General features: G+C 26.3%; 12 protein-coding genes. 6 read left to right on the top strand and 6 right to left on the bottom strand.

Annotation, left to right across the window (positions count from 1 at the left end; translation table 11 throughout):
• Positions 1–9: 9 nt before the first annotated feature.
• The 5 genes from rlmN to C7380_RS01290 are packed head-to-tail and all read right to left on the bottom strand — an operon-like array spanning position 10 to position 5298.
• On the bottom strand, positions 10–1038 hold the full coding sequence (gene rlmN, locus C7380_RS01310) for a dual-specificity RNA methyltransferase RlmN (RefSeq protein ID WP_109603674.1): 1029 nt from the start codon (positions 1036–1038) through the stop codon (positions 10–12).
• A 4-nt stretch (positions 1039–1042) separates the two neighbouring features.
• Positions 1043–2320 (bottom strand): transcription antitermination factor NusB, encoded by a 1278-nt coding sequence (locus C7380_RS01305; protein WP_109603673.1) that lies wholly within the window; start codon positions 2318–2320, stop codon positions 1043–1045.
• Positions 2321–2323: 3 nt separating this feature from the next.
• Positions 2324–3001 (bottom strand): zinc metallopeptidase, encoded by a 678-nt coding sequence (locus tag C7380_RS01300; RefSeq protein WP_109603672.1) that lies wholly within the window; start codon positions 2999–3001, stop codon positions 2324–2326.
• Between the two features lie 15 nt (positions 3002–3016).
• Positions 3017–4195, bottom strand: a complete 1179-nt coding sequence (locus C7380_RS01295) for a class I SAM-dependent rRNA methyltransferase (RefSeq protein WP_109603671.1) — start codon at positions 4193–4195, stop codon at positions 3017–3019.
• Complete coding sequence (locus C7380_RS01290) at positions 4192–5298, bottom strand: iron-containing alcohol dehydrogenase family protein (RefSeq protein WP_158274739.1); 1107 nt, start codon at positions 5296–5298, stop codon at positions 4192–4194. The genes C7380_RS01295 and C7380_RS01290 overlap by 4 nt, the downstream gene beginning before the upstream one ends.
• Positions 5299–5519: 221 nt before the next feature.
• Between C7380_RS01290 and ychF the strand changes: the two genes are divergently transcribed.
• From ychF to C7380_RS01270, 4 genes are all read left to right on the top strand, one after another.
• Positions 5520–6611, top strand: a complete 1092-nt coding sequence (ychF, locus tag C7380_RS01285) for a redox-regulated ATPase YchF (RefSeq protein ID WP_109603669.1) — start codon at positions 5520–5522, stop codon at positions 6609–6611.
• A gap of 12 nt (positions 6612–6623) precedes the next feature.
• A complete protein-coding gene (locus C7380_RS01280; protein ID WP_109603668.1) occupies positions 6624–7910 on the top strand; it encodes a nucleotidyltransferase in 1287 nt (428 codons plus the stop codon).
• An 11-nt stretch (positions 7911–7921) separates the two neighbouring features.
• Positions 7922–9445, top strand: coding sequence for a glutamine-hydrolyzing GMP synthase (guaA, locus tag C7380_RS01275; RefSeq protein WP_109603667.1), 1524 nt, complete (start codon positions 7922–7924; stop codon positions 9443–9445).
• 95 nt (positions 9446–9540) lie between these two features.
• Positions 9541–9906 carry a VOC family protein gene (locus C7380_RS01270; protein WP_109603666.1) on the top strand — a complete coding sequence of 122 codons (366 nt, stop codon included), beginning with the start codon at positions 9541–9543 and terminating at the stop codon, positions 9904–9906.
• Here C7380_RS01270 and C7380_RS01265 read toward each other — a convergent pair.
• Positions 9901–11259 carry an MATE family efflux transporter gene (locus tag C7380_RS01265; protein WP_109603665.1) on the bottom strand — a complete coding sequence of 453 codons (1359 nt, stop codon included), beginning with the start codon at positions 11257–11259 and terminating at the stop codon, positions 9901–9903. The two genes, C7380_RS01270 and C7380_RS01265, sit on opposite strands and share 6 nt — an antisense overlap.
• Before the next feature lie 231 nt (positions 11260–11490).
• Here C7380_RS01265 and C7380_RS01260 point away from each other — a divergent pair, with 231 nt between their 5' ends.
• Together C7380_RS01260 and C7380_RS01255 are read left to right on the top strand one after the other, a co-directional pair.
• The gene (locus tag C7380_RS01260; protein ID WP_109603664.1) at positions 11491–12207 is read left to right on the top strand and encodes a 2-phosphosulfolactate phosphatase; all 717 of its coding nucleotides are present in this window, start codon (positions 11491–11493) and stop codon (positions 12205–12207) included.
• The gene (locus tag C7380_RS01255; protein ID WP_109603663.1) at positions 12208–13371 is read left to right on the top strand and encodes an iron-containing alcohol dehydrogenase; all 1164 of its coding nucleotides are present in this window, start codon (positions 12208–12210) and stop codon (positions 13369–13371) included.
• Positions 13372–13384: the final 13 nt, after the last annotated feature.

Here is a 13384-nt window from a genome sequence, read left to right as displayed (position 1 = left end):
ATCAATATATCATTTAGAATATTTACCTTTTAATTGACCGCATGCAGCATCTATATCTGTTCCTTTTTCCGCTCTAACAACTGTATCAATACCTCTACTTCTCAATATTTCAGCAAAAGCATCTAAAAATCTTTTAGAAGGTCTTTCATAACCAGAAGGATTTGGATTAACTGGTATTATATTAACCATAGATTTTATACCTGATAAAACATTGGCAAGATTTTCAGCATCATCTGCAGAATCATTAAACCCTTTTATTGCAATATATTCAAACGTAACTCTTTTATTAGATCTATCTTGATAAGTCTTACAAGCCTGTAAAACCTGTTCTACAGGATATTTAGAATTAATTGGCATAATTTTATCTCTTTGTATATTTGTAGAAGCATGTAAAGAAACAGAAAGTCTTATTTCTATATTCAAATTACCAAGTTCTTCTATTTTATCTGCTATTCCAGAAGTTGAAATAGTAATATGTCTTGCTCCTAAATTTTTCATTTTTTTATCATTTAAATTATAAATCGATTTTATTACATTTTTATAATTTAATAAAGGTTCACCCATACCCATATAAACAATATTATTAATATTACTGTTAAGATATTTTTCCATAGCTAAAACTTGTCCAACTATTTCTCCAGAAGACATATCTCTTGTAAAACCTAATTTACCTGTATTACAAAAAGAACATTTTAATGCACACCCTACTTGAGAAGAAATACAAGCAGCTATTCTATTTGGATAATATAAAATAACAGATTCAACAAGATTACCATCATTAAGCTTAAATAAAAATTTAGTAGTATCATCTATTCTTGATTTCTGAATATCAAATATTTCAGGCAAAAAAATTTCTGCTTTTTCTTTTAAAGAAGCTCTTTGATCTATTGAAAGATTAGTCATTTCATCAAAAGTGAAAATATGTTTTTGATAAATCCAATCTGCTATTTGTGAAGTTCTGAATTTTTGAAAACCCATCTCTTCAGTTATAAAATAATTTAATTCTTGATAATCCATATCTAATAAATTTTTCTTCATAAACTTAAAAACCTCCAAATTTCATTTTTGAAATATAAAAACCACTAAATACATCATTAGGTATTAAATAATAACCAAAACCATCAAACTCATATTCTATATTTAAACTATTCAAAAGACTATCAAATTTAATAAATTCAACATCAAAATTAGAAGTCAACCATCTCATATTTTCTGTGTTTTCCATTTTATAATAAGTACATGTAGAATAAACTAAAATACCATTCTTTTTTATATGTTTAAACAAATTAGATAAAATTTTTCTCTGTATAGATTGATAATTCAAAGAATCTTTAATATTAGCTCTTAATAAAACTTCAGGATGAACTGGTGAAGTTGCAGTTGCAGAACATGTAGCATCCAATAAAATTTTATCAAATTTAAAATCAAATTCAACTGTAGAAACATCAGCCAAAACAGTATCTACATTTTTAATACCAAGTCTTTTAACATTTTTTTGAACAATTTCTAATCTTATAATATCATTATCAACAGATATTATTTTACCTTTATTTTTCATTATTTGAGATAAATGCGATGTTTTACCACCAGGTGCAGAACAAGCATCTAATACAGTATCTTCATTTATAGGATTTAAAATTTTTGAAGCTAAATATGAAGAAGGGTTTTGAATATAGAAAAAACCTTTATCATAAAGAGAAGTGTTTTCCAATCTAATATGTTCAGAATTAATTACAAAAAGATCATTTAAACCTTCTATTATGCTATAATTAATTTCATTATTTTTCAACCATTCAGAAATGTTTTCATTAGAAGACAATAAAGTATTAACTCTAATACATTTCTTTCTTTTCATTAAATGAGATATAAAAATTTCCTCATTATGTCTAAAATTTTTTTTAATATAATTAAAAAAATCAAAAGGAATTGAATATTCAACATTTTTAGGTAATTTAAAACTATTTTTTTGTCTTATAAAATTTCTCAAAACGGCATTTACAAAATTTCTTGTTTTCTTGTTCTTTACTAAGTTAACAGTTTCATTAACTGCGGCATAATCTTCAAAATTAGACAATAACTGATAAACTCCCAGCCTCAGAATAGTTTTAGAAGCTGGGGGTTGTGATTTGAAATTTTTTATTAAATGATTTAAATAAAAATCAATTTTTACAGTATATCTTAAAGTACCATAAACTAAGTTATTTAATAACGATATATCCTTACCTTCAAGCATAGAATATGCTTGAGATAAATCATTTTGTGATAGAGTTCCTCTTTTATAATAATATTTAAGAATATTAAAAGCATATAATCTAACCATATATTAATCCCTATTTTGAGCTAAAAATAGCATTCTAACCAATTGCATAATTGACATAAAAGCGGCAGCAACATAAGTCATCGCAGCAGCAGTTAAAACTTTTTTTACCATAACAACTTCTTCAGAAGACATTCCAACCATAGGTAAAACTTTAATGGCTCTATTACTTGCATCAAATTCAACTGGTAAAGTTATCAATGAAAATAAAACAACAAAAGAAAACAATATTATACCAGCATATAAAAGTGTAGGGGTAGAAAAAATTAAACCTATTATAAATATAATCCAAGATAAATTACCGCCAAAATTTGCGAAAGGAACAGAAAGGTTCCTCAATACTAAAGGTTTATAAGATTTTTGATCTTGAACAGCATGTCCAACTTCATGAGCAACAACGCCTAAAGCAGCTACAGAAAAAGAATTATAAGTAGCATCAGAAAGCCTTAGAACTTTATTTTGTGGATCATAATGATCAGATAAAAAACCTGTTACTCTTTCAACTTTTACATCGAAAAGACCTAAAGAATCAAGAAGTCTTCTTGCAAATTGTGCTCCATTCTCTCCTAAAGAAGATCTCTTTCTTGAGAATTTATCAAAAGTACTCTTTACGGTAATTTGAGCCCATAAAGAAAGCAAAATTGCTGGAACTAATATTAAAAAAGTTGGGTCCCAAAATAACATTTTAGTACACCTCCGTCAATAATTATTTATATCTTCTACATAAAACAAATAATTTTTTAGATATTCTGTTTCAAAAATATTTGTACAAACTGGATGATCGGGTGATTGAACACCTTTATTTATTAATTTTAATGATTTATTAGTATTTTCAGCAGCTTCAAAAATAGTTTTAAAAAATTCTTCTGGATAAATTATTTGAGTACATGAAGAAGTATTTAATAAACCTCCATTTTTAGTTATTTTTAAAGCTCTTAAATTGATCTCTTTATACCCTCTAAATGCATTTGGTTTGCTTTTCCTTGATTTTGCAAGTGAAGGTGGATCAATTGATGTAATATCAAACATTTTACCGCTTTCATCCATCATTCTTAAATAATCAAAAGCATTAGAATGAATCAAATCATATCTATTAGAACTAATATTATTATTTTTTAAAATTAATTCTAAAACTTCAAGAGCTCTTTCCGAAAAATCAACAAAAGTAACATGATTTGCTCCTCCACATAATGCATGTATACCAAAATTTCCAGTATAAGAAAAAGCATCTAAAACATTTTTATCTTTACAAAATGTCATAAAATTTAAAGCATTTAATCTTTGATCTAAAAAAAATCCAGTTTTTTGACCTTTTAAATCACTAAAAAATTTTATATTATTCAATTCAAATTCAAGTAAATCAGGTCCATTGCCATGTACCCATCTATCATAATAATCAAAACCTTCAATTTTAGAACTTTTTTCATCATCCTTTTCATAAATACCTTTAGGATTAAAAATTTCTATTAAGGCCTTTAAAATGTCAAATTTATACTTAAAAATACCTAAAGTATTAACTTGAATTACTAAATAATCATTAAATTTATCTACAATCAGTCCTGGTAATCCATCTGCTTCACCAAAAATCAATCTGTAAGAATCAGAAAAATTCAATAAATTTTCTCTATAATTTTTGGCTCTTAGGATTTTATTCTTAAAAAAATCAAAATCAATAGTTTCATTTTTTTTAGTTAAAAGCCTTATTCTTATCAAAGAATTTGAATTATAATACCCTTTTCCCACAAAATTCTTATTATAGAAAACATCAACAATATCGCCATCTACAACATCTACATCATTCAAAATTTCATTAGAATAAATCCATGGATGTCCATTTAAAATTCTTGATTTAATATCTTTTTTTAAATTAATAATCATTTACAAACCTCCGAATAAAATGAAAAAATATCATCATAGGTAAAAGTAGCTGGAGTTTTTTTTATGTGTTTTGAATTCAAAGCATTTTTAGTAAATGAATCTATATCTTCACTCTTAAGTTTAGTACAATATCTATCCAAATTTAAATCATTTATAAAATTATTAAAATCTTCAAAAGAATAAAAAACATCATATAATGTATCTAATTTTTGAGGATTCTCAGAATTAATTTTTCTAATTACAGGCAATTGAAATAAGGCCGTTGCAACACCATGTCTAATACCATAATTAGAAGTTAAACCATAACCAAGTACATGAGGTAAAACAGTTCCTGTTTGAGAAATAACCATACCTGCATACATAGAAGCCAAAGAAAGATCATTTCTCAAAGAAAGATCATTTAAATTACTTTCAGAACTCAAAATAATTGGTAAAGTATTTTTAATCAATTCAAGAGATTTTTTAGCAAATAGATCAGTTAAATCTGTTGAAGTATTTGAAATTAAACCTTCTATTGAATGAGACATAGCGTCAACAGCTGTTGTTAAAGTTAAATCAAAATTTAATTCCAAAGTATATTTTGGGTCTACAAAACTAATATATGGAAAAGTTTTGAAATTTCCAAACCCTCTTTTATTGTTATTCATATCCGTAAGAACAGAATATTGAGTAACTTCAGAACCAGTTCCTGAAGTTGTCGTAATTTCTACAATCTTCAAAGCCTTATCAAAATTATTGTTATAAAGATCTTCAACATCAAAATCAGGATTAGCTATTAAAACAGCAAGAGCTTTAGCTGCATCCATAGGACTTCCTCCGCCAATACCTATTATAAAATCTACATTATTTTTAATACCAAAATTTTTAGCTCTTTCTATTATTTCAAAGTTGGGATTTTCACTCACATCATCAAATAGTACATGATCTATATTATACTTTTTTAAAACTGAAATTATATCATTATAAGCACCAGTTTTTTTAGCAGAAGACTTACCAGTTACAATCAAAGCTTTTTTACCTATATCTAAAAAATGATTATCATAATTAGAAATACAATCTATACCAAAAAAAACTTTAGTAGGATTAAAAAAAGAAAAATTCATACTATCATCCCCCTTTAAATACTCTAAATATTTTAACATAATATTGTTTAATATATTTTACGAAAGAATACATTATAACTATAAAAATGAACTTAAAAATAACATTAAATATAAATAATTAAAAATATATTTAAGTATAAGAATAAAAAAAATGTTAATATATATAGTAGATATAAAAACAAAAAATACAAAAACTTCAAATAAAAAAGGAGTATAAAAAAATGTTAAAAATAGGATTAGTTGGTTTACCAAATGTAGGAAAATCAACTTTATTTAATGCATTATCCAAACAACAAGTTCCAGCTGAAAACTATCCTTTTTGCACTGTAGAGCCAAATATATCAATAATAGAATATAAAGACTTCAGATTAGACAAAGTCTCTAAACTCTATAATTCTGCAAAAAAAGTAAATCCAACTATTCAATTTGTAGATATTGCAGGATTGGTTAAAGGTGCTTCCAATGGAGAGGGCCTTGGAAATCAATTCTTAGATCATATAAGTAAAGTAGATGCTATAGCTCATGTGCTTAGATCTTTTGAAGATGATAATATAACTCATGTATCAGGAAAAGTAGATCCAATTTTTGATGCTGAAATAATAGATTTTGAGTTAATACAAAAAGATCTTAGCACAGTTCAAAAAAGATACGAAAAAACCTTTAAATTAGCAAGAGCTGGAGACAAAGAAGCAAGAAAAGAAATCGAAATATTAGAACAGATAAAAGGACATTTAGAAAATACTAAACCTATAAGAAATTTTAAAAAGAATGAAAGAGATGAAGAAACCCAAAAAATAATAGATGAATTATTTTTATTAAGTGAAAAACCTATAATTTATGTTGCAAATATAGATGATTCAGAAAATTCTAAACAACTATCTAAAAAAATAAAAGAATACTCCGAAGAAATGGAATCTGATTATATTGAAATCCCATCAAAAATAATATCAGACATAAATCAAATGGATGAAGATGATAAAGAAATTTTTATGGAAGAATTTGGAATTAAGAATGACATATTAGATGATTTTATATTAGAATGTAAAAAATTATTAAAACAAATTACTTTTATAACAGCGAATGAAAATGAAAGTAAATCTTGGAATATAAATGAAGGTACAACGATATATGAAGCCGCTGGAAAAATACATACGGATATACAAAAAGGGTTCATAAAAGCTGAAATAATAAATTATCAAAATCTAAAAGAACTTGAAAATTTAAAAATTGCTAAAGAAAAAGGAATAATATCAATACATGGGAAAGAATATATATTGCAAGAAGGCGATGTAATATATATACATTTCCACTGATAAGGAAAAATAATGAAAGTATTAGGTTTGATAGTTGAATACAATCCATTTCATAATGGCCATAAATATCATATAAAACAAGCTAAAAAAATAGTCAACCCTGACTATACGGTTGCTGTTATGAGTGGTAATTTTGTTCAAAGAGGAGAACCTGCAATTATAGACAAATATGCAAGAACTGAAATAGCATTACAAAATGGAATAGATCTTTTATTAGAATTACCATTTGTATATTCAATACAAGATGCAGGAGGTTTTGCTCTTGGTTCAATAGGAACACTTCATAGAAGTAAAGTAGTTACGGATATAATATTTGGAAGTGAATCTGGTGATATAGAAATAATGAATGAAATAGCTCATATACTCTTATATCAACCGGGAAAATTTAAAAAATATATAAAATATCATTTGAAAGAAGGTCATTCATATCCAAACGCAAGGAAAAAAGCTTTATATGATTACTTTGAAAAAGATGATAAAAAAGATATAATATATAAAATAATAGAAAAATCCAATGATATACTTGGGATAGAATACTTAAAAAATTCCAAATTATACAATACAAATATTCACTTAAACTGTATAAAAAGAAAAAGTGCTGATTATAATGAAGAAAATTATACAGGAGAAATATCCTCTGCTACAGCAATAAGAAAAATAATATTAGATGAAAATTATAAACTTTTAGAAAAAACAATACCAGAAACCTCCTATCAAAAAATTCTTCAAGAAATAAATGATGGCAAAGGTCCTATAAGTTATGAAAATATGAGAGATATAATATTATACAAAACAAGGATAACTCCGAAAGAAGAATTAATAAAAATATATGGAGTAAAAGAAGGACTTGAAAAAAGAATAATAGAATCTGCTCAAAGAAGTTCAGATCTATCTGAATTGCTTGCAAATATAAAAACAAAGAGATTTACTTATACCAGAATAAAAAGAACAATCTTAAATATAATATTTGATATAACAGATGAAAAAATTCAAAAATTCAATGAATATGGACCTCAATATATAAGAGTACTTGGATTCAATAAAAAAGGTAAAGAACTCTTAAATCAAATGAAAAACAAAGTTAAATTACCAATAATCACTACTCCATCAAGATATATAAAAATATTAAATGAAATCAGAAAAAAAGAATTAAGCGAAGATATAATAGTACATTCAGATATGTTTTTAGAACAATTTAACTATGATATAAAAGCTTCAGAAATATACTCGCTTTTATATCAAAATAAAGAGAATTCAAAAAAATATAATGAATTAACCAGACAAATTATAATAAAGTAGGAGGTAATTTAATGAAAAAGATTCTTGTGATTGATTTTGGTTCTCAGTATACACAACTTCTTGCAAGAAGAATAAGAGAATTAGGGGTTTATTCTCATGTTGTACAATATGATGAAAATCCAGATTTAGAAGAAGTTAGTGGAATAATACTATCGGGTGGACCTGATTCTGTGTATGCTGAAGACTCTCCAGAAATACCTCAATATGTTTTTCAAAAAGAAATACCTGTACTTGGGGTATGTTATGGAATGCAATCTCTAGCTAAAATTTTTAATGGAGAAGTTAGAAAAGAAAAAGTTGCAGAATATGGAAGAACAACAATACATGTAGAAAAACAAAATAAATTATTTTCAAAAATACCTGAAGAATTCACTACTTGGATGAGCCATGGAGATTCAGTTGTAAAAGTTCCAGAAAATGCAGAAATATTAGCTAAAACAGAAAATGGATTAATAGCAGCTTTTCATTTCCTTGACAAACCATTCTATGCAATACAATATCATCCAGAAGTTAGGCACAGTGAATTTGGAACAGAAGTATTAGAAAATTTTATAATAGATATATGTCAAACGCCAAATGACTGGTCATTAAAAGATTTTATAGAGCATAAAATAGAAGAAATAAAAGAACAAGTTGGAGATGAAAAAGTAATAATAGCTCTTTCTGGTGGAGTAGACTCTTCAGTAGCAGCTGTTTTAATAAACAAAGCAATAGGAAAAAATTTAAAAGCAGTTTTTGTTGATCATGGACTATTGAGATTAAATGAACCAGAGGATGTAAGAAGAATATTTAGAGAAATAATGGGACTTGATTTGACAGTTGTAAATGCCCAAGAAAGATTCTTAAATAAATTAAAGAATATTGAAGATCCAGAGAAAAAAAGAAAAATAATAGGTGAAGAATTCATAAGAGTTTTTGAAGAAGAAGCTAAAAAATCAGGAGATGTAAAATATCTTGCCCAAGGAACAATATATTCAGATGTAATAGAAAGTGCGGCTTCAGGTAAAAAAACATCAAAAATAAAATCACATCACAATGTTGGTGGATTACCAGAAAAAATGGATTTAAAAATAATAGAACCATTAAGAGAATTATTCAAAGATGAAGTTAGAGCAGTTGGAGAAATATTAGGAATACCTAAACACATATTATATAGACATCCATTTCCTGGACCTGGATTATCTATAAGAGTCATAGGTGGAATAACTCAAGAAAAACTTGAAATATTAAAAAAAGTTGATAATATATTTATAGAAACATTAAAAGAAAAAAATTGGTATGATAAAGTTTGGCAAGCATTCGCAGTTTTAACTCCCGTCAAAACTGTTGGAGTTACAGGGGACACAAGAAAATACGAAAATGTAATATCTTTAAGAGCAGTTGATTCTGTAGAAGGAATGACTGCAGATTGGAGTAGAATACCATTTGATATACTTGATCTTGCATCCACAAGAATAACAAATGGTGTAGACGGTGTTGGAAGAGTAGTTTATGATATAACAAGTAAACCACCTTCAACAATTGAGTGGGAATAATACTAAAAATATATTTTTAAACAACCTTTCATCTTTTATGGATGAAAGGTTGTTTTTTGATATAATATGATTAATAAATAAAATGGAGGGACAAAATGAAAATTACATTACAAGCATATCTTAAAAATAGTGTTGAAGCAGTTAATCTATATATAAAAGCATTTGATGCCGAGTTAGGGTACAATGTAAAAAATGAAGATGGAACTTTTTTACATGCTGAAATTATAAAAGACCAAAAACATATTATATCTATAAGCGAATCGAATGACTGGGATAAATCAGGAGAAAATATGCAATTTTGTTTGAACTTTGGTAAAGAAAATAAAGATAAACTAATGAGAGCATATGAGATTTTAAAGATTGATGGAAATATTATATTTCCATTAGGTCCTTGTGATTGGAATGAAATGATGGCTGATTTAATAGATAAGTTTGGAATTAGATGGTATATAGCATTATAAAACGCGTTTTTTTCTGAATTTTCTAAAAGAAACACCTTGCATCTTCTTTTTAAACATTATAAAATGTAGTACTGCGTCTATAAACCATTGAATTACCATTATACCCCAAACATATTCTAAAGGTAATTTTAGTAAAAATACAGAAACAAATATTAAAGGCAATCTTATAGCCCAATTTGTAAATAAAGATATGAAGAATGGTGTTTTAGTATCTCCGTATCCTTTTAATGCTCCTGCATATACCATTGAAATAGCCATTGTTGTTTGTTCAAAAGCGGCTATTCTTAAACTTTTTTTCCCAAGTTCAATAGTTAATGGATCATCTATAAAAAGACCTATAAAAAATTCTGGAAATATAAAGTATAAAAAAGCAAAACTTGTCATTATAATAGATCCCAGTAGAGCAGAAATTCTTGCGAACTTTATAGCAGAATCTTTATCTTTAGCTCCGATCATCTGACCTACAAGAGAAGTTGCAGCAACACTAAAGCCCCAACCGGGCATAAAAGATATACTTTCAACTGTTGTGACTATTTGATTTGTTGCGGCTGATAAACTACCTAAACCAGTTAAAACTATTGCAACATTTAAAAGTCTACCAAGACTGAAAGCCCCCTCTTGAAATCCAGATGGTATTGCTAATTGGATTATTTTTTTTGTGAATTCTTTATTTTTATCAAATATTAATTTAAATTTTATTTTCAAATCTGAAAATTTAAAATAATAAAAACTCAAAAATAAAAATGAAACAAAAAAAGCTATTAATGTTGCCAGAGCAGAACCTGCAACACCCATTTCTGGCATTCCAAACTTTCCATATATTAAAACCCAATCTAAGAAAATATTTAAAATATTTGAAATTCCTGCAGATATGAGTGAAATATCTGTTCTACCTATGCCTCTCAATCCAGAATTTAAAAGAGAAGACATCATATTAAAAAAGACTCCTATAGTTGCAAATTTCATATATTCCATAGAGTACAAAAAGACTTGTTCTTTGGCTCCCATTATAGAGACAACCTGAGATTTAAAAATAAATAAAAGTATAGAAACTAATAGAGAAACTAAAAATCCTATTCTTAAACCATTTGCAAGATATATCTCAGCTTCATCCATTTTTTTAGCCCCAAATTTTTGAGCCACAAGAGAAGTTATGGGAACACTTATACCGATTGTAACCATTATTCCGGCTATTGTATACAGTATTTCGGTACTTATTCCAACAGCACTTACAGCATCATTGCCACCCCATCTACCAATAAAAGCGGTATCTATAACCCAAACTAGCATAAATAGAACCATTTCACCAACAGCTGGTAATGCAATTTTTAAGACTTTTTTATATTTGTTCATATGCAACCTCCGAAAATTATACAAATATATAATCTAAAAAAATACTAAAAAATAAACTATCACCTATATTAATAATATAAGATCAAGTTTATTTTAATATAATTATACCAGTTAATATTCTTATAAATATTAAAAATTTATATCAAAAAAACGAATATTACATATAAAGAAAAAATGTTTAAAATAAAAAAAATAAAAATCTGTTAATATATATATGAGAGGAGTGAGTTTATGAAAATAAATGTATATAATACGCCAACAGATGATGTTAAACAACATGACATATATATATTAATAGATATTTTAAGAGCAACATCTACTATAACTACCTTATTTTATTGTGAAGCAAAAAAAGTTTCGCTTTTTGGAGATATTGAAAAGGCAAAGCAACAAAAAGAAAAAGATAATAATATAATATTAACTGGTGAAAGAAATGCTATAAAAGTTGAAGGATTTGATTATGGAAATTCTCCATTAGAAATGATATTAAACAAAAACGATATAAAAAATAAAGAAATTATAATAACCACTACAAATGGTACAAAAGCTTTTCAAAAAATCTATGAAAAAGGAGAAGTAATAGCTCTTTCAAATTTAAATATAAAAAGTATTTATGAATATATAGAAAATAAAAATTATAATGATATAGGAGTAATGTGTGCTGGAACTAATAATAACTTATCTTTAGAAGATATTTATGCTGCAGGAAAATTTATAAATTTTTTTAAAAAAGATCTAATATTAAATGATTCGGCAAAATTAGCTTTAAATATTTCCAATCAATCTAAAGATTATATAAAAAAATCAGATCACTCACAAAGATTAATAAAACTTGGGCTTATAGAAGACTTGAATTATTGTTTTGAAGAAAATGTATATAACTTTTTTGGAAAATCCAAAAAAGGAGAGAAAAGTATGTATAAACACATTATAAATGGAGGTGTTTAAATGAAAGATTTTATATTTGAAAATAAGACTAAAATTATTTTTGGTGAAGACAAAGTAGAACTAATAGGAAAAGAATTAAGAAAAGGAAACATAAAGAAGGTTTTATTAGTTTATGGAAGAAATTCTATAAAGAAAACAGGATTATATGATAGAATAATCAATTCATTAAAAAATAAAAATATAGATTTTGTTGAACTTTCAGGAGTAAAACCAAATCCCATACTTTCAAAAGTTCAAGAAGGTATAAATATTGCAAAAGATAATAATGTAAAAGGAATATTAGCAGTTGGTGGAGGAAGTGTAATAGATTCTTCAAAAGCTATAGCAGCTGGTTTTTATCATAATGGAGATATATGGGAAGCTTTTGAAAAAAAATCAAAAATAACAAAAGCATTACCTATATATACTATTTTAACTCTTTCAGCAACAGGTTCAGAAATGAATGGAAATGCTGTAGTTACAAATGATCAAACAAATCAAAAATGGGATTTTTTTTCAAAAAAAGTTTATCCTCAAGTTTCTATAATAGATCCTAAAATACAATCTACATTACCAAAAAAACAGACAATAAATGGTGCTGTTGATACTATAAGCCATGTAATGGAATTTTATTTTGATCCAACTAAAAATACTATGATACAGGATGAAATTTCGGAAGGGATAATAAGAACTGTTATGAAATCTACTGAAAAATTATTACAAGATGAAAATGATTATGAATCAAGAGCTGAATTATGTTGGTCTTCAACTTTAGCTTTAAATGGTCTTTTAAGTACTGGTAAAATGGGTGGAGATTGGTCTTCTCATATGATAGAACATTCTGTTTCAGCTATTCATGATATTTCTCATGGTGAAGGATTAGCGATTGTTTTCCCAGCGTGGTTAAAGTATATACAAGATGATGGAGTTGAAAAACTCGATAGATTTGCTGAAAAAATCTTTGGAATAGATACAGGAAATCCAAAATTTGATGCAGAATTAGGTATAACAGCTTTAAAAGATTGGTACAGAAAAATAGGACAACCAGTATCATTTTCAGAAATAAAAATAACAAAAGAACAATTAATAAAAATTGCTGAAAATGCTTCACAAATAGCCCCATTTGGAAAGATGAAAAAATTAGATTATAAAGAAATTTTAGAAATATTAAATATAGCCTATTAATTTTTTTTATAAT

Source organism: Oceanotoga teriensis (assembly GCF_003148465.1).
Lineage (GTDB): Bacteria > Thermotogota > Thermotogae > Petrotogales > Petrotogaceae > Oceanotoga > Oceanotoga teriensis.
Note: the sequence above shows the minus strand (reverse complement) of the source record. Positions and strands in the feature narration are given on the sequence as shown.

Bases quoted from the DNA above. Each gene is read 5' to 3' on its own strand.
- rlmN (WP_109603674.1), bottom strand. From the start codon at position 1,038: ATGAAGAAAAATTTATTAGATATGGATTATCAAGAATTAAATTATTTT.
- C7380_RS01305 (WP_109603673.1), bottom strand. From the start codon at position 2,320: ATGGTTAGATTATATGCTTTTAATATTCTTAAATATTATTATAAAAGA.
- C7380_RS01300 (WP_109603672.1), bottom strand. From the start codon at position 3,001: ATGTTATTTTGGGACCCAACTTTTTTAATATTAGTTCCAGCAATTTTG.
- C7380_RS01295 (WP_109603671.1), bottom strand. From the start codon at position 4,195: ATGATTATTAATTTAAAAAAAGATATTAAATCAAGAATTTTAAATGGA.
- C7380_RS01290 (WP_158274739.1), bottom strand. From the start codon at position 5,298: ATGAATTTTTCTTTTTTTAATCCTACTAAAGTTTTTTTTGGTATAGAT.
- ychF (WP_109603669.1), top strand. From the start codon at position 5,520: ATGTTAAAAATAGGATTAGTTGGTTTACCAAATGTAGGAAAATCAACT.
- C7380_RS01280 (WP_109603668.1), top strand. From the start codon at position 6,624: ATGAAAGTATTAGGTTTGATAGTTGAATACAATCCATTTCATAATGGC.
- guaA (WP_109603667.1), top strand. From the start codon at position 7,922: ATGAAAAAGATTCTTGTGATTGATTTTGGTTCTCAGTATACACAACTT.
- C7380_RS01270 (WP_109603666.1), top strand. From the start codon at position 9,541: ATGAAAATTACATTACAAGCATATCTTAAAAATAGTGTTGAAGCAGTT.
- C7380_RS01265 (WP_109603665.1), bottom strand. From the start codon at position 11,259: ATGAACAAATATAAAAAAGTCTTAAAAATTGCATTACCAGCTGTTGGT.
- C7380_RS01260 (WP_109603664.1), top strand. From the start codon at position 11,491: ATGAAAATAAATGTATATAATACGCCAACAGATGATGTTAAACAACAT.
- C7380_RS01255 (WP_109603663.1), top strand. From the start codon at position 12,208: ATGAAAGATTTTATATTTGAAAATAAGACTAAAATTATTTTTGGTGAA.